Consider the following 18,250-nt stretch of genomic DNA (forward strand, 5'->3'; position numbering starts at 1 on the left):
TTTTTTATTCTTAGATTTAAGGTTGTAATCATTTTCCGTCTTTTTTATGCATAGAATTTCGCTTTTATTCCTCATACTGTTTTCTAATATTCTTTTGGCTCAAACTGAAATTGGCGACAATTTCGTTAAGGATAAATTCTTAAAATATTTTGAATTACCACGAGAGTCTGTATTTCTTCATACTAATAAAACAACTTATATAGCCAATGAAGAAGTATGGTTAAAGGGCTATGTGTATAATAGGCATAATAGTAAACCATTTAGTCAAACTACTACGGTTCATGTGGGGTTGTATAATGTTGATGGTAAGAAATTTAATGACTATCATTTTAAAGCTAGAGATGGTTATTTTAAAGGGAGTATCGCTGTAGATTCAATGCTTGCAAGTGGTGAATACTATCTTCGTACAAGCACAAATTGGATGAAGAATTTTAAAGAAGATGATTCCTTTGTTCAGAAAATCACCATTTTAAATGAGAAGTCAATTGAAAAGGCTAAATCTGTAAAAGAATATGATATTCAATTTCTACCAGAAGGCGGTAATTTAGTTGAAGATGCGCCTGGGGTGATGGGTGTGAAAGTAACAGATATTAACGGTTATGGCGTAAGAATCGTAGAGGGGTCTATATTTGATACTGATAATACTCAGGTAGCAAGATTCTACACTTCAATTTTTGGCTTAGGCAAATTCAATTTTAATCCGAAAGCGGGTACGACTTATGTTGCTAAAATCGAATTTAGCGATGGTAGTGTGCAAACAACCACCATACAAAAACCTTCGGCAATAGGTATTTCTTTTAGTGTAAAGAACGTTGATGATGACCGTTTCATTATTAGCTTAACTACCAATGCAGCGACAAAAGCGGTAATTAAAGAACAACAGTTTTATTTGTTGATCCATAAAGATGGTCATGCAAATAGAATACCCATTACTTTCCCCAAGAACAAACTATTTGTATCGAAGGTTTTAAATAAAGAAGTACTTAATAAAGGGATGAATATTTTAACGCTGTTTAATCCAGATGGTAAGCCGATAGCAGAGAGATTAGTATTTAATAATTCAGATCTTTTAGATTCACAATTAGAAGTTAGTAAGTTATCTACTGAAGAAGATTCGTTGAGTATTCAAGTGAAACTTCTTGATGCCAGTAAAGGGATGCAAAACTTAAGTGTATCTGTTTTGCCAGAAAAAACAATTTCGAACAATAATCAAAATTCTATTTATAGCGCTTTATATTTAAAACCTTATATAAGAGGATTCATTGAAAACCCTAGATATTATTTTAGAGATGTTACCGAGAAAAAAGAGGATGAATTAGATTTATTGTTAATGACCCAAGGTTGGTCTAAATATGATTGGAACGATATTTTTAAAGGACCTCCAGGTCAATTTTATGAATTTGAAAACGGAATAGATTTAGAAGGAACCATTTACAGTAAAGGGGTTACATCTGAAGATAAACTCTTAGTTAGTTTTCCAGATGGTCGTAGTAGGTATTTAGATATTTTAGAGAATAGATTTTTGATTCAGAAGAATTTTCCAATAAAGGGTGAGGGCTTAGATTTTACACTCATTGTTAAGAATGGAAAATTGGCTAAACCAAATATTGGTTTGAATATGAAGTTAGGGACAATCCCCGATGAAATGGATACTATTTGGAAAGAAAAAATAGCATTTGAAAACGAAAATAGTTCTAAAGAAATAAAAGTACCAGATTTAATTTTTTCTGATAATACAATAAATCTAAATGAGGTAACTGTAGTTGAAGATAAGGTTAAAACTACTGTCGTCAAGAACTCTTTAATTCCAAAATACTTGGCTAGTAGAATGACAGAAGTTACTGAAAGGTTAGAATTTAGCTTGCCGTTCGTTACCGATATTATTAGATCAAGGGGTTATAATGTGATGGAGGGTCTACAATTTGGTAGTATAAGTCGTGTTTTTATTAATTCAATTACGCCATCTTCCTTTTCTGGGGCTAATATGTATCCTGTTCCAATTATATATTTAAATAATGCCCGTTTACCAAACTTTGACGTTCTATATAAAATGCCCACAAACGAAATAGAAAGTTTTTTAATAGATAAAACAGGGGCAGGTGAAGGAGCAAGAGGCGCTGGTGGTGTAATTCGTATTTACACCAGAAGGTTACCAAGAGATTACAATGACCAGTATGGTAGAGATGAAAATGTTTTTAAGTATATATTAAAGGAAGGATTTGAACCTGTTAAGAAATTTTATACCCCTAAATACACTTCATATCTTTCTAATGAATTTGAAAATTTTGGAACCATACATTGGGTTCCTGAATTAAAGACTGATGAAAATGGTATCGCTACTTTTAAAATTCTAAACACATTACAGAATAATATCAATTTTTATATTGAAGGTATGGGAGCTGATGGTAGTTTGATTTCTGCTGAACAAAATCTTGTAATTGATTGATTTTAATTTATTAAAATAATATAACACTTATTAATTCCCCCTTTGGGGGCTAGGGGGATGGGCATATGGATTCACTAACACAAATAGTACTTGGAGCAGCAGTCGGTGAAGCCGTTCTTGGTAGAAAAGTTGGGAACAAAGCAATGCTTTATGGGGCTATTGCAGGTACTATACCGGATTTAGATGTTATAACCCGCTTCTTTTTAGATACAGTTTCAGCAACGGAATGGCATAGAGGTTTTAGTCACTCCATTTTCTTTTCTGTACTCTTCGCGCCTTTATTCGGGTGGTTAGTTTGGAAGATTAATAAGAAAGAATCAGCTACTTGGAAAGAGTGGTCTTGGTTAATGTTTTGGGGATTTTTTACGCATCCGTTATTAGATGCATTTACAACGTGGGGTACACAATTGTTTTGGCCTTTCAAAATTCGATTGGCTTTCCAAAGTGTTTTCGTAATTGATCCTTTGTATACGGTTCCGTTTATTGTCTTCTTGATACTGGCTATGTTTCAAAAACGCACTGCTGTAAAACGTAGAAAATATGTAAACTTGGGTCTGGTCATTAGTAGTGCTTATTTACTGTTGACCTTAGTTTTGAAAGGTATCGCTTTTAAGAATTTTGAGAATGCGCTCGATGAACAAGGTATTGTGTACAGTGAAATGAATACGCGTCCGGCACCATTGAATACGGTACTGTGGATGGCAAACATTGATACTGAAGATGCTTATTTGATGGGTGATTATTCTTTTTTTGACAGTCAACCAATTTCATTTGCATCATACCCCAAAAATCATAAGTTGCTAGGTAAATGGACAGATAATGATAAAATAATACGCCTGATAAAAATAACGGAAGGCTGGTATACCATTACCGAAAAAGAGGGGCAACTGTATTTTAACGACCTAAGGTTCGGACTCATTAGTTTAAACAAAAATGAAACTGAATTTGCATTCAGTTATAAATTAGTACCTGATGGTGATGATTTATTTGTCGAAGAAAGACCAAAGTTTAAAAGAGATGCCAAACGCTTAATGGCGGCACTGTGGCAACGTATGTGGGGTAATTAATAAAAGAAGATAGAAGGTTTCGACTACTAGCGTCCAGACATTCAATTATTATTAAAGTCTATGTAATTAGCTGCAAAAGGCAAGCTTAGTTACTTAAAATGGATAACCGATAGCAAAGTTTAAAGTCATATTGTTATCTGCATTACCAAAGAAAGGTACGTTCCACCGTTCCTTTTCATCCAGGTAAGGTATACGTATGGGTGAAGCTAGATCTAAACGAATTACGAAGCTTTGAATATCTAATCGCACACCAAAACCTACACCAGCAGCGACTTCACTTAGCCAGTCTTTTTCAAATTTTCCATCTGTAAAAAGGGTTTGCGAAAAACTACTGGTTAGTTGGTCATCTTCAATATCAGAATAATTTCCAGTTAGCCAAACATTACCTGCATCAACAAAGAAGGCGCCTTTTAAATACGAGAATAACGGAAAACGATATTCCACATTTGCTTCCAGCTTTAAGTTACCAGATTGGTCAAAATAATCTGTGGTTGCATTTTCTGTTTCTGCATTAAAATTACCTGGTCCTAATGAACGAATATTAAAAGCTCGCACACTGTAGGGTCCGCCAGAATAAAATTGCTTAACAAAGGGTAAAGTTGAGCTATTACCGTATGGTACTCCCCAACCTGCATATAATCGAGATACTAAAGTGCGCTCTTTTTTCCAACGTAAATACAACCGTACATCGGCATCTGCTTTTGCATATTGTGCGTATTCAGAGCCGAAAATTGTTCCCGATCCGCCACTGACTAGATTAAGCATGTTTCCCGCTAAATCAAAATTTGCATTAAAATAGATGGGAGTTTCTTTTCCTAGGTTAGTGACTTCATCATACGTGAAACTATATAAAAGTCCGGCAATAAAACGTTGCTCGAAACTTTGACTTAAAAACGGATTATCATCTAGTATAGTCTGAAACTCATCTGTTACATTAGAGAGCTTTGAATAGTTAATACTAATAGGGTCTAATGTGTGGTATACATACTGGTTTTCTTTCCATGTATACCCAAAAGAACCGTTTACAGAGCTTAATGTGAACAACTGACTGCGCTGCAGAAAATCTACGCCCAAAGAAATCTTAGTTTTTGGTACGGCGTATTTAAATCTTCTTGGTGAAAAGGGTATTGACCTTGGTATTACGAGGTCTGCATTAAGACCACCGGCGATACTGCTTAAGCTAGAATTACTACCACTAGATAATTGCGATTCATAGCTGAAATTGGCAGATATACTAAAGGTTTCTCCCCCATTAAAAATGTTTCTATTGGTATGACTCAGTAATATACCAGGGCCGGTGAATCCGTTCGATTTTGAAACCGCCTGTAATTCTGCTCTAATTGATCGTTTTGTTAAAGGTGCCAAATAGATGCTTGCAGCCAAAGAACCGCCGTCACCGTCAACAGCAGTTGTATCTAGCTCTGTGTATTGTATGTTTACGTACTTATAACTACCAAGTGCCGACAACCTGTTACTCGTTTGTTTTGAGATATTGGCATCGTACAAATCGCCTTCATTGAATAATAAATATGATTCTAATAAGTCTGGCTTAAAATATAGTTCGTTCTGTATAAAATCTATGTTGTTGACTTGGGTGACATTATTCTTGGTTAAAGGCAATGTATCGCCTTCAATTGAATAATTAGGGTACACCGTAATAGAATCTATGGTGTAGGGGATGGATGCACGGGCGGGAACATCTCTTTTCAATCTAAGAAATAGATCGAATTTTTTATTGTTATATTGGTTGGTATCTGCCTCAAAAATTAATAAATCTTCTTGGCTATTGTAAAATCCTTTTTGCTTGAGTCCGTTATTTAATCGTGCTCGTTCTGCCTTCAATAAATCTAAATCAAATCGGTCACCTTTTACTAGAGCTGTTTCCGATAACATTTTTTCAATTTCTTTGTAAATAGGGAGGGAGTCAGATTCTAGTTTGTAATTTTCTAACACATACGGTTCTGGTAGGGTAGCGGAGTACTTTACCGAGACAAAATTACTGTCAACAACGGTTTTAGAAGTTGATCGGCTATAGAAGAATCCGTTATTATCTAGTCTGTTTAAGATTAATTCTTCTACCCTTTCTGTATTTACATTAGAAAAATAAACCGGTTCTTCGCCAAAAGATTTATTTAAAAATTTATAAAGAAATCCAGGTTTTTCTCGCTGTGCCTTATAATGAAAAAACAAGGCGGGTTTCATTCCTAAGAATCTAGTATTGGGGTACGGTTCTATTAATCCAAATAATTCTGATTTAACTTCCTTTAGGTCTTTTAGCTCGCTTTCTGAAATTATTTCAAGTTCTGCCCCGGTATATAATTGCTCCCCTTCAGGTATATATTTTTCTATACCGCACGAATAGGTAATTAAAAATGCCAACCAGCATAAGGTACGATATGTAAAGATTTTATTTTTCAATATTCTATTGTTCTTCTTTGGTTTTTGCGTCTTTTTTTGAAGGTTTCTCTTCAGATTTTTCTTTTTTCAGCGGATTAAATAATTGACTGAATTTATTGAATTCTCGATTAAAAATAAAAGCCACACCGGTAACGATTAACTGCCCATCAATAATATTTTGATACTCCTGTCTTCTAAAGCCCTTTAGTCTATATATACCTTCTTCACTCAGTAGATATTCTAAGGTTACATTACCGATCAAAGGAGTTTCGGTATCGCTTGATGACGCACTACCTTCAACATCTACGGCACTACCGGCAGTAACGATCAATCTGTCGTTAAAAAGTTTTTTACTGGCGTTGATATTTAGTTGCGTTCGGCTCTTTGCGGTTCCAGTACCATAATCATCAAAACTATCTAAATCAAAACCAAGCTCAAAACCTTTATTGCCCAATAATTTGTTAGAAATTGATGTAAGTTCATTTGATAGTACCTTATTCACGTTATTTCTAGCAATAGAAACTGCCCCGCCACTACTACCGTCACTTCCAGTTGTTGGGTAAAAACGGTTTAGTGCCAATAAAGAAAAAACCTGTTTGTTCAATTCAGATTCCTGTTCATTTAATTGTTGAATGCGGCCATATACGGCTCCACCAAAATTACCTTGGGCACTTTCTGGCATATCTAAGGCAAACGACAGCTCAGGTTGTAAAAGTTGACCATCTATATTTAAATATACCAAGAATGGTGTAGATTGTTGATATGAGCCAGATACATTACTGTCTGTGCCGTAACTTATAGAAGACATTAGAGATGATGCCGATGTCTCAATTTCATAAATAGCGGTTACATCCATCTTTGCATCATATGGGTCACCGGTCCAAACAATACTACTCCCTTTTTGTAGTTTGAATTCGCGGCTCACCAAATTATATAAGCTGGTTCTGTAGAAGCCGGAGTTTAATTCTAATCTACCCGATAAGCGTATGTCTTGGTTTGGGTCAATATTTAGATTTAAGGTTGCAGCACCTGATGCCTGTAATTTATCTTGTGTTTTTTCATCAATAACAATGGTGAACTTTGCCTCGTTACCGATTTCTAAAAGGGTATTAATATCCATGCCGGCAAAAAATGAATTTGACTTTTCGCCATCGTTACGGGTTAGTATAGCTTCGGGGTTTTCTCTATTTACAAAAATTACCACGCCGTCTCTTTCTTGAATATCTAACTGATCTTGTGGTACTATGTAGGTAAGGTCTGTAATGTCGCGAACGCGCAATTTTCCGTCAATTACTGGTAATTCTAAATTCCCTTTTACGGTCAAATCTGCTTGAATACTGGCAATACCATACACTAGTTCGTCATCACCCTTTTTAGAATCTAACACTCTAAATTGATTTGTTTTAACAGATAGGTCAAAACCAGGATTTGCGAAGTTTTTAGTGATAACCTTACCATTGATGGTTAATACACCCTCATTAATATCGTTTATGGTGAAGGCTTTTAATGTAATTTCATCTTGATCGATATCGATAGATTCATTATCTATTGCCAAAGTTGATTTGTACGCTTTGAGGCTTAAGCTGAAATCATTGAAATTAATTCTTCCAGAATATTTAGGCTCGGTCAGTGTACCTTTTACCAATACACTACCATCTAAATACCCTTTGGCACCTGTTAATTGGTCTTTTGCGAACCCTTGTATAATGCTTGCTTCCAATTTTTGAATATCAAGCTCCATATTCAGATCTGCCGTATTTTCCTTAGCAGTATAATCTCCGGTTAATGTGAGGTTGGCGCCGCCATCTTTCAATGCCAGATCAAAATCATATTCAGACAATGATTTAGAAGATGCATCTAAGGTTAATGTTCCTAGCGGATTTTGCATCACCTGAAAATCTTTAATATCAATATCTGCGACCAACCCAGAAGCGGCATACGGATTGAGAATTACGAAATTCCCCTCGACTTTACCTTTTGCCAATGCTTCATCAGGATTAAAAAAGCTTAAAAATGTTTGTACTTGAAAATTCTCGAAAAGGATACCGATATGATCCGATTCCATTTTAGGAACCTTGTTTGAAATTTCCATTTTTTGGGAATTTCGGCTCAAGATTACATTTTGAAAATTGGAATAAGACGTGGCTATTACAATATTATTATCTTCGGGAATGTCCCACTTTTTTCTATTTAATATCAGATCTTTCGGAGAGATGTGAAGTTTTAAAGTATCTTTTTGAAATGACAATGCCGATCCTATATGCATTACCTGTGTGGTGTCATTTTTAGAAGTAAAGTCGAGCAACAGTTCTTTGTTCTTTAAGCTACCTTCTATATAGGTCTGTTTTAAGTGGATGGGGTTATAAATTAAATCTGCCAAACCAGCAGAGAATTTCAGGTCTAATGAATCACCTTTTATATAAGCGTTTAAACTGTCGACAGAACTGCCGGCATATGAAATATGTGGAACCTTGACTTCGGCAGAAATCTTTTGCATTTTTGAATTAAAGCTAGCATCTATATTTAAAGAATCTAAATCTTTTACACCGTCAAAAAATACCTTTGACAATACGGGTGTAGGCACTATGGCAAAAGCCAGTTTAGCCTCTATAGTATCTTCAGGTTCGAATTTGGTACCGTCGGTTGAGAAATAATGTTCTATTTGTTTTTTAAGGGCATTGGTAATACGATTTGGTGATGCATTAGAAGCCAATTGCCCGTTTAAAAAATTACTTTGTATAGATACATCTGTAATCGAATCTTCAATATGCGCTTTTAAAGCGATAGTAGAAACTTGATATTGTTCATTATCGGCAATCGCAATACCGTCTTCAATAGTGGTGTTAATTCTGTAATTTGATGGTGTACCAGTATAATTTCCTTTAATATTTGCGGCAATTTTAATGTTATTTTTCGTGAGACCTAGTTCTTGTAAATCTGCCCCAATAATAGTTGAAGTAAAAACAATGTCGTTTTCTTGTGATGAAAGTGCCATCGTTGAATTGACGTTCATGTTCAAATTTGGGTCATCGATGTTGGCGGTAACTGTACCGTTTCCGTTCTTTAGATTTCCCTGAATTTCTATTTTGTTATAATCATATCCGTCAAATTGAAACTGGGTTATGTAACCATCAATGGTACTGTCAAAATTACTGAGTTTAGAACCTGTGCCTTCACCTTCAATTTTAACTGATATTTTACCCAGTTGTTCGTTTTGTAAAAGTTTACCTAATTGCAGACTATCTACAGAAACTTGACCATCGAACTTCATGGTTTCGCCAAAATTTACCAGCGCATTAATAGTAGCAGAACCTTCAGGTATTTTAATTTTTACATCAGGTTTTACCCATGTGGTTCCGCCAGATAAACTTCCTTCTGCGAGTATAGTTTCTGGGATGGAAATTCCTAACTCTTTAGACGATATTATTTTATCAATAGCCGATTTGGAACTATTAAAGCTAATATTGTTCAAATTATAGGTTAGCGAATCTATATTGGTGAGATTGCTGATGCTACCCTTTGCAGTCAGTTTGGTGTCTTCTCCCCATTGTAGATTTGTGTTGAAATTATTGACTTTTTCTAGGCTACCGATAGCTTTTAGGTTACCGGTAATACGTTGTGCAGACAAAGAATCTAAATACTGATTTTTTGCAAGTTCTGGGAGTAACTTTAATGCATCTTCTAACTCTAAATTAAGATTAGATATATCTGCTGATAAGTTAGTTTTTTCGGGGTTTCTTATTGCTCCTTTTAAGGAGTTAAATTGAATGGCTAAGTTGGCATTCGCTGAGCTTTGGTTCATTTGAAAAACAAGATCCTGAATAGATGCTTCGGTATCTGATAAACCTGCCTTAAAAGCCAATTGATTTAAGCGGATGCCACTCGGTTCTGAAAAAGAAAACTTAGAAACAACGACATTAAATCTCTCTGGTTGGTATGCTAGATTTTTAGCTAACAGTTGAACGTTTTGGATTTTAAATGCATTGGGGTTGAAAGTGTCTGAATTACTGACATTTTTGTTTAGGGAGTAACTAAACGTGTTTTTCGCAATGTTAATATCGTTCGCCGCAATGATAAATTCTGGCCATTCAAAAGCGGTATTTTCGGTTGCGTTGTCTTGTACAGCTTCTTCACTTGTTAGCTGTATTGCTATCTGCGAATCTTGAAATATAAGGTCATCTGTTTCATATCTGTTTTTAGAAACATCTGCAAGTATTTCTGTTAGCTCAATAGTGCCTAATTTTAATTGAGTTTGTAAGCCATCTGGCTGGCTGTTGTAGGTGATAGCTACATTTTCTATTTTAAAATCTTCTAATTGTATAAAGGGTAGAACAGTACTTGTAGTATCTTCTGTAATAGGGAACGGGTGTGTTTGGTTATAGCTGAATTGGGTATTTTTTAGATTTAATTCATCCAAAGAAAACTTCATTTTCTCTAAATCAAATTCAGAAACGTCTATGTCTAAGTTGCCAAGTATGAGGTTTATGTCCGTTCCTAAATAGGCATCGATATAGTTCAGCTTCCAATCGGTCAAGTCTAAACTTCCTATAGAAATCTCCATAGGTTCAGAAGTAGCCGATGTTGTATCTGTGGGTGTTGTTAATGCATCAATAAGAAAAGTAAAATTAAATTCGTCGGGATTATCGTCTCTACTGATATTGGCAACCACACCGTTAGCGGTTACATCATCTATCGATAATGAATTTTTAAAAACAATAGGGTAAATAGGAATATCTGCCTGAAGCGATTTCGAGTAGAATAAAGTATCGCCCTTTTTGTCTTCTAGAAATACATTTTCTACTTGAATGTCTCCTGAGAATGTAAGATACAATTTGCCAACTGCTACCTTAGTATTCGTTTTGTCTGATATATAATTAGTAACCTTGGTTACAATGAAGTTTTGAGCCCAGGGAGTTCGAACTACCAAAACCAAAATAAAAAATAGCAATAACACACCAAGGATAATTTTACCGAGGAGCTTTGCAAATTTTCTAATGTTCAGATTTTTATCGGTCATATGGTTAACACTAAAGGATTGAACTCTACCATTCAATTTTCAACGGAGACATTACCATCCCAGTTGTGCCATAAAACCTGTAGCAATTATAATTAACAATACTATTATGATAACAAGGTTATAAAACCTTCTTTTCTTCTTCTTGGTTTCTTTAAGTGATGCCATTTAAATGCAAAGTTAAGATTACCAATATATAAAATTAGCTTATTTGCTACGAAGATTATCGATATACAACATATGGTAGATGTTTTATTTAGCGCTTTAACTTAGAATTTAAATGATTAAAACAGTTCGTCGATAGAGATTGTCATTCTATCTACACTTATGCTCTCTTAGTCAGTTAAGGGAAATTTGAACGGTCTTAACGGAATATCTTTGAAGTGTAATTAACGATTAACGAACACTATCAATTAAACTGAATCTTATGAACACTGTTTCAAATTTAAAATATGTTTAGGTTATTTTGAATCAGCGATCAAAGATGAAATTTTTAAAATCGACAATTTTAGTAGTACACATTCAGAATCGATACTCGAAGCTATGGCAAAATAATAGTTGTTCAGGTAGTTCCCCCAAATCACCAAAGACCAATAGAAATATTGGTCTTTTTCTATTTTAAACCTTTGGTCTGAATTCTATGAAAACTATCGGCTTGCAATCGTAGTAGTTCTTCTGCCTTTTTCTTTTTATAGCCGTAAAGTTCTTCTTCTCCTTTTAGGTCTTCATATATTTTCTGATTGATTTCACCATCAGTTGACGCAATTAGTTTTCGTTGCGCCAGTTTTTGTTCGACCCAAGTAGAAAGCACGCTTTCTTCCTCTTCTAATTTAATATCATATTCCCCTTTGGGAGCTAATAATTTGGCAATTATAGGTGAAGTCTCAATAGCTAAAAATAATAGAAATATAAAGAACGATGGTAGCCATGGTAATTCGTCTAAGGCCGTAATTCTTGCCATTAATCCGTCGAAACCATCAATTATTGGTTGCGAACTTTTAACCACTTCAGCATATTCAGTATTTAATACTGCAATTTGAGATTCTATCGCAGATACCTTTTCATTATTAGTAGTTTTTAGCGCTTGTAATTCATCAAGTGCAGCATCATGCTTATCTCGTTTTTCAGCATAAACCGGACCTTTTCCGAGCAGTTTTGTGCCGGCAGTACCTTCTGCTTCATTGATGTAAATATCATACAGTGCATTGGTCTCTGTTTCCTTTATTGAAACTTCATTTTTTAATGCAACAATGTCGTTGTTTAATTGTTCTACTTTTGGAGTGTACTGTAGTGCAAGTTGATCTTTGTTGGCTAAGGTCAGTTCATTCTTTTGCTCCAATAACACCTGATTAATTTCTTTCTCGAAAATTTTCATTTCCAAAGGTTTTGAAATCACAATGGCAATAATAACCGCAAGAATAATACGCGGAGTAGCCTGTAAAAATTCTTGACCAAAATTGTTTCTCTTTTTAATGGTAGCAACAATAAAACGGTCTAAATTAAAAATGAGCAAACCCCAAATAAAGCCGAAGAATACCGCTGCGTAGACATTATCAAAAACGGTGAATAATGCATAGCTACTAGCTATAAATGCCATAACTGCAGTAAAAAATATGGTAGCACCTATGCCAGCATACTTGTTTTGCTCCCCTTTAGAGCAGGTTTTTAAAAGTTCAGAGTCTGCTCCTGAGCAGAGAATAAAGAAGTCTTGTATCATGATGATTGATTTTTTCTTGACCATCCATACGGCTGGCAAGTTGATGATGATGTATACTGGGTGAACGTAACTTTTTCACTTTTGGTACGCAAAAAGCCCTAGTAAAGAGGGCTTTAACATATGTTTGACGTATTACTTATTCTATTGTTACAGGTTCTTTAGTAATTCTTACTTCTGTCTTCCCATTTTTCTTTCTAGATTCTATGTTCAATTCTTTGTTTTTCTTTAATAAATCAATGGCGCTATCAGAAGAGATTTCATATCCTTCATATAAGAATGTCGCTCCTTTTTTTGCTATATCAATTGCATAATCTAATGGGGAAGGTGGAGTAGGAGGTGATGGTGGGGCAATTGCATTTGATGGTTTTTCTAATGTATGCGAGGTATGTGTTGTTGATGGAATACCATTTATAGCTTTAGTATCAAGAGTTAAGTGGTCATAAGGATCCTGATTTTTAATTATTTCTTTTAATTGTTTACTGGCATAATTAGTCGTGTTTAGTGTTTTTGGCTCATGGGGTGAGCGAGGCGGTGCAGGGAAATTTAAGGATGATTCTATTAGTGTTTCTGGTTCTTTTTGAGCTGGTGGAGGTGGAATGTTACTTTTTTCTCCTTTTGCCACTTTAGGTGCCATTGGAGCAGGTGGTGGCTCCGGGAAATCAGGGAATGGGGCTGCATTCTCTTTTTGTTTAGCAGACATCAATCCGTAGATATAATTTAAATTATCAAGATCAGCTTTTAGGATGCGAATATTACCACCTTTAGATAGCATGATGTTGTATTTAGTAGCTACTTCGTTGTATTCAGCTAATTGTGCTCGTGTTGCACCATCTTGGTTTTGCTTAGGAAGACACTCAGGAAAAGGTTGGGCAGCATTTCTTTCTTCAGCAGTCATTTTTTTATAAGTAGATTCTAATATTTTTAAATCACTCTGTGGAATGCTCCTTTTTTCAATGGGTATAGTGTTGTATTTTTTGGCTAAGGAATTGTAATCCGAGATTTTATTTGATTGTAAAATGATATTATTAGTATTTAAAATAATAGTATTAGGTTTGATTTCGATATGTTCTTTGTACTCATCTTCAGGCATTATATAGCTGTTTGAAAAAACAGTAATACTTTTTGTTTTTAACTTTCTTAATTCTTGTGATATGGCATCCGTAAAGGCTGAATTAAGAAGTTCTGTAGCATAAATTTGTGCTGATAATTTGTTGTTTTTAACAGCCAAAGGATATTCTGATTTTACCTTCTCATTTAGCTGTGATAGTTGAATCTGCTGATCATTAAACCAAATTTCATTTTCATTTTTAATTTCTATCCATGCTATCTCTAAAAGTGGTTCATTATTAGCATTTGTTTTATGAGTGTTAAATACATTATTTCTACGAATTTCTTTAGCTTCATCTATCGTTTTTCCATCATAATCACTTGAAGCAAATCCATTTTGATTAAAAATGCTAGTTGTTCTTTCACTAAAATGTTCAATATTAAATATTCCCACAGACTGAAGTTCTGATTGTACTTGGTCTATCATTTTATATTGATTTTCATCATATAAAATATGTGCTGTTATGTAATTCTTAAAGATATATGTGTCAATGTTTTGATTTACATTAAGTGCTTTTTCAGATAGTTTTTCTAAAGTTACTGGCTCATCATTGATTAATAAATCTCCACTTTTTGTGATTTCGATATTGATGTCTTTAATCGTGTTTTGCGATACCACATTTTTTTGACTAAATCCGTAGAGCATTAAAGCTAATACTGGCAGTAGCAATAAGCTTCGTAACAGGATACTCTTTTTTGATGTTTGTTTTTTCATGATGATGAATCGTTTTTTGACCTGCCCGTATGGATTGCCAAAATTGAAGGTTTTTCCAAATACGGTCAGGCGAGTTGATGAATAATTTATGGCATTTGCGATACCAACTGATTGATGGGTGTTAAAGCTGTCGTTTGATAAGTACGACAGTAATGTATTTTGATAGTTTAAATGGTCTTCTTGACCTTTAAGTACAGCACTATCTGCTAAAAATTCATGGTTTAGTTTAATTGTTTTTTTGAATGCATAAATTAACGGATTGAACCAGAATACCAATTGCAATACTTCAAGAAAAAGGACATCTAAACTATGCCTTTGTATAGCATGGGTTTCTTCATGTAGCAGCACAGAATTAGGTATGCTTTTAGTTTCAAACTTTTGCTTGTTTAGAAAAATATATCGTAAAAAAGTATGCGGTGGCAGTTGTTCTTTTAATAGTATTCTATAGATAGCACTATGTTTCGTTTTTGGGTTGTTACGAATACGTTTCCATATTTTAAATAGATTATACATAAAGCGGAATCCGAATCCGGCAGCTCCTAATCCGTAGAGAGTCCATAGTATTAAAGACCAATTCATGGGCGATGTTTCTACAGCCTGAATAACTGGTTGTATTTCTTGGGGTTCATTTATAGTGATAACTTGAGTGACTGCAGTAGTGGGTTCTATTTCAACATATTCCGTAAATACAGTTTGAGGGATTATAAAAGAAGCGATTACGGCGGTTAATAGAAAGTATCTTTTAAAATGGTGCACGCTTTCTTTCTCCAAAAGGAGTTTATAGAAGAGCAAAAATATGCCCATACATGCGGCAGATTTTAAAAGGTAGATTACCATAATTACTTCTTTTCGATTTCTACGTCTATTAGTTTTTTCAGTTCTTCTAACTCCGCTTTACTTAAGTTGGTTTCTTGCGTAAAAAACGATGCGAATTGACTAGCACTATCATTAAAAAAGTTTTTAATGAGTCCGTTTACGTGTTTAGAGAAATAGTCTTTCTTTTTTACCAACGGAAAGTATTCTCTACTTCTACCAAAGCTTTTGTAATCAATAAATTTTTTGTCGGCCATTCTTTTTAATAATGTGGCCACAGTTGTAGTAGCAGGTTTTGGCTCTGGGTAGGCATCGAGTAGATCTTTCATGAAAGCCTTTTTTTGCTTCCATAGAATATTCATTAATTCTTCTTCCGATTTGGATAGTTGCATTTCTACAAGTTTAGAGTATGTTCTACAAACATAGAATAAATATTTTAATTCTACAAGTGTAGAGTTGTTTTGCCTTAGGGATAGTAATGAAAAGCCCGCATTTGCTTTTTAGCAAAGCGTACTTGTAATGTATAGCCCGACCCCAATTCTTTGGGGAAAGGTCCAATTGACACACTTAAAAGATGTAAATTCGTATTATAAAAACAACCTAGAATGAGTGTAAAAGATGATTTGGAAGCACGTAGTGGCTCCACTTGCGAATTATGTACGGGAACCAATAATTTAGAAGTTTTTGAAGTAGAGCCGGTTTCTATTAGCGGAGTCGATTCTAGTATTTTAGCATGTGAAACATGCCGAACTCAAATTGAAGATAAAGAACAAATGGATGCAAACCACTGGCGTTGTTTAAATGATAGCATGTGGAGTGAGTATGATTCTGTGAAAGTTGTTGCTTGGAGAATGCTATCTAGATTAAAATCTGAAGGTTGGCCTAAAGATTTACTAGATATGATTTATTTAGAGCCAGAGGCTTTAGTTTGGGCAAAAGCAACAGGCGAAGGTTTAGCAGAAGCTGACAAGATAATTCACCGCGATGTAAACGGCGTAATTTTAGAAAACGGCGATAGTGTTGTTTTGGTAAAAGATTTGAAAATAAAAGGGTCTAGCCAAGTAGCTAAACAAGGTACTGCAGTAAGAAGAATTTCATTAGATCGTGAAAATGCAGAATATATTGAAGGTAAAGTAGGACCAACAATGACGGTTATAATTACCAAGTACGTAAAGAAATTATAGTTGTTGGTTTTTGGTTGTTGGTTCTTGGAATCAATTTATCATCAACAATTTTTCCTTATATAATAAAACAAACGTCTTTGCTCGCAAAGACGTTTTATTTTTAATTCACTGTCAACTGTCAACTGTCAACTGTCAACTGTCAACTGTCAACTGTCAACTGTCAACTGTCAACTGTCAACTACTTCTTGTTCATTTCTGTAAAATACTCGTAGAAGTAAGGGATAGTCTCAATTCCTTTAAAGTAGTTCCACACTCCGAAATGTTCATTAGGGGAGTGTATGGCATCACTATCCAACCCAAAGCCCATAAGTATGGTTTTGCTTTTTAGCTCTTGCTCAAATAAAGAAACAATTGGGATACTACCACCACTACGTTGCGGAATCGGTTTTTTGCCAAAGGTAGTTTCATAAGCTTTTGAAGCTGCTTGGTAAGCAATGGTATCTATAGGCGTTACATATCCTTGTCCGCCATGATGTGGTTTTACGACCACTTTTACACCTTTTGGTGCTATAGCTTCAAAATGTGTTTTGAATAAATCTGTAATTTTTTTCCAATCTTGGTTCGGAACCAATCGCATAGATATTTTTGCAAAAGCCTTACTTGCAATAACCGTTTTTGCACCTTCGCCAGTATATCCGCCACAAATACCATTAACATCTAATGTTGGTCTAATAGAGTTACGTTCGTTGGTAGAATATCCTTTTTCACCGTAAACAGATTCAATATCCAAAGCCTCTTGGTATTTTTCAATACTAAAAGGTGCTTTAGCCATTTCTGCACGTTCTTCAGCAGAAAGTTCTTCTACCTTATCATAAAAACCAGGTATGGTAATATGATTGTTCTCGTCATGCAGACTGGCAATCATTTTAGTTAAAATGTTGATAGGGTTGGCAACAGCACCACCATATAATCCGGAATGCAGATCACGATTAGGTCCCGTAACTTCTACTTCAACATAACTTAGTCCGCGTAAACCAGTAGTTATCGACGGTACATCATTGGCGATCATACCTGTATCTGATATTAAAATAACATCGTTTGCCAGTTTCTCTCTGTTTTCCGCGACGTAGATGGCGAGGTTATTACTGCCAACTTCTTCTTCACCTTCAATCATGAATTTTACATTACATGGTAGTTGATCGGTTTTCACCATCAGCTCCAATGCTTTTACATGCATGTACATTTGACCTTTATCATCGCAAGCTCCACGGGCGAATATGGCACCTTCTGGGTGTTTTTCCGTTTTTTTAATAACAGGTTCAAATGGTGGTGAATGCCAAAGATCAATAGGATCTGCCGGTTGAACGTCATAATGACCATAAACAAGAACTGTAGGTAGATCAGTATTTATGATTTTTTCACCATATACGATTGGGTAACCTGCAGTTTCATGAATTTCAACAACATCGCAACCTGCTTCCTCTAATCGAGTTTTAACCGTTTCGGCTGTATCTAATACATCTTGAGAAAAGGCAGAATCTGCGCTAACAGACGGAATCTTAAGTAGTTCGATAAGCTCATTTAAAAATCGGTCCTTATTTTCCGATAGATAATTCTTTACGTTTTTCATGTACTTTTTTATGTGACTTTCGATAAAAGTACAAAAAGCGTAATTTTTAAATAGCTAAAATTTAGAGAATTGATTTTTTGCGTTATATTTGCACCCCGATAATCACTATTTGATGATTTAGGAAAGTATGCAGGCGTGGTGGAATTGGTAGACACGCTAGACTTAGGATCTAGTGCCGCAAGGTGTGAGAGTTCGAGTCTCTCCGCCTGTACAACGAGAA

Annotated in this window: 9 protein-coding genes and 1 tRNA gene; 4 read left to right on the top strand and 6 right to left on the bottom strand. The window is 34.9% G+C overall.

Annotated elements, in window-relative coordinates:
• Positions 1 to 94: 94 nt before the first annotated feature.
• Complete coding sequence (locus tag CLV90_RS04170; RefSeq protein WP_208295091.1) at positions 95 to 2,446, top strand: hypothetical protein; 2,352 nt, start codon at positions 95 to 97, stop codon at positions 2,444 to 2,446.
• 65 nt (positions 2,447 to 2,511) lie between these two features.
• The gene (locus CLV90_RS04175) at positions 2,512 to 3,513 is read left to right on the top strand and encodes a metal-dependent hydrolase (protein ID WP_133686245.1); all 1,002 of its coding nucleotides are present in this window, start codon (positions 2,512 to 2,514) and stop codon (positions 3,511 to 3,513) included.
• A gap of 93 nt (positions 3,514 to 3,606) precedes the next feature.
• On the opposite strand, the gene tamL is transcribed toward CLV90_RS04175, so the two are convergent.
• The 5 genes from tamL to CLV90_RS04200 all read right to left on the bottom strand — a co-directional run bounded on the left by tamL (position 3,607) and on the right by CLV90_RS04200 (position 15,668).
• Positions 3,607 to 5,931 carry a translocation and assembly module lipoprotein TamL gene (gene tamL / locus CLV90_RS04180; protein ID WP_133686246.1) on the bottom strand — a complete coding sequence of 775 codons (2,325 nt, stop codon included), beginning with the start codon at positions 5,929 to 5,931 and terminating at the stop codon, positions 3,607 to 3,609.
• Between the two features lie 4 nt (positions 5,932 to 5,935).
• Positions 5,936 to 10,927 carry a translocation/assembly module TamB domain-containing protein gene (locus CLV90_RS04185; RefSeq protein WP_133686247.1) on the bottom strand — a complete coding sequence of 1,664 codons (4,992 nt, stop codon included), beginning with the start codon at positions 10,925 to 10,927 and terminating at the stop codon, positions 5,936 to 5,938.
• Between the two features lie 610 nt (positions 10,928 to 11,537).
• A complete protein-coding gene (locus tag CLV90_RS04190; RefSeq protein ID WP_133686248.1) occupies positions 11,538 to 12,641 on the bottom strand; it encodes a DUF4407 domain-containing protein in 1,104 nt (367 codons plus the stop codon).
• A 136-nt stretch (positions 12,642 to 12,777) separates the two neighbouring features.
• Complete coding sequence (locus CLV90_RS04195) at positions 12,778 to 15,234, bottom strand: M56 family metallopeptidase (protein ID WP_166638533.1); 2,457 nt, start codon at positions 15,232 to 15,234, stop codon at positions 12,778 to 12,780.
• Between the two features lie 68 nt (positions 15,235 to 15,302).
• On the bottom strand, positions 15,303 to 15,668 hold the full coding sequence (locus CLV90_RS04200) for a BlaI/MecI/CopY family transcriptional regulator (RefSeq protein WP_073242260.1): 366 nt from the start codon (positions 15,666 to 15,668) through the stop codon (positions 15,303 to 15,305).
• Positions 15,669 to 15,881: 213 nt separating this feature from the next.
• Between CLV90_RS04200 and CLV90_RS04205 the strand changes: the two genes are divergently transcribed.
• Positions 15,882 to 16,460 (top strand): PhnA domain-containing protein, encoded by a 579-nt coding sequence (locus CLV90_RS04205; protein ID WP_133686250.1) that lies wholly within the window; start codon positions 15,882 to 15,884, stop codon positions 16,458 to 16,460.
• 178 nt (positions 16,461 to 16,638) lie between these two features.
• Here the strand turns inward: CLV90_RS04205 and CLV90_RS04210 are convergent, their stop codons facing one another.
• Positions 16,639 to 18,030: a dipeptidase gene (locus CLV90_RS04210; RefSeq protein ID WP_133686251.1), complete on the bottom strand. Its 1,392-nt coding sequence runs from the start codon at positions 18,028 to 18,030 to the stop codon at positions 16,639 to 16,641.
• A gap of 129 nt (positions 18,031 to 18,159) precedes the next feature.
• Between CLV90_RS04210 and CLV90_RS04215 the strand changes: the two genes are divergently transcribed.
• Positions 18,160 to 18,241: transfer RNA gene (locus CLV90_RS04215), tRNA-Leu, on the top strand.
• The last annotated feature ends 9 nt before the right edge of the window (positions 18,242 to 18,250 follow it).

This window comes from Maribacter spongiicola (assembly GCF_004364165.1).
Lineage (GTDB): Bacteria > Bacteroidota > Bacteroidia > Flavobacteriales > Flavobacteriaceae > Maribacter > Maribacter spongiicola.

Excerpts from the sequence above, each read along its gene's own strand:
- CLV90_RS04200 (WP_073242260.1), bottom strand. The coding sequence starts at position 15,668 with ATGCAACTATCCAAATCGGAAGAAGAATTAATGAATATTCTATGGAAG.
- CLV90_RS04175 (WP_133686245.1), top strand. The coding sequence starts at position 2,512 with ATGGATTCACTAACACAAATAGTACTTGGAGCAGCAGTCGGTGAAGCC.
- CLV90_RS04210 (WP_133686251.1), bottom strand. The coding sequence starts at position 18,030 with ATGAAAAACGTAAAGAATTATCTATCGGAAAATAAGGACCGATTTTTA.
- CLV90_RS04190 (WP_133686248.1), bottom strand. The coding sequence starts at position 12,641 with ATGATACAAGACTTCTTTATTCTCTGCTCAGGAGCAGACTCTGAACTT.
- CLV90_RS04205 (WP_133686250.1), top strand. The coding sequence starts at position 15,882 with ATGAGTGTAAAAGATGATTTGGAAGCACGTAGTGGCTCCACTTGCGAA.
- CLV90_RS04185 (WP_133686247.1), bottom strand. The coding sequence starts at position 10,927 with ATGACCGATAAAAATCTGAACATTAGAAAATTTGCAAAGCTCCTCGGT.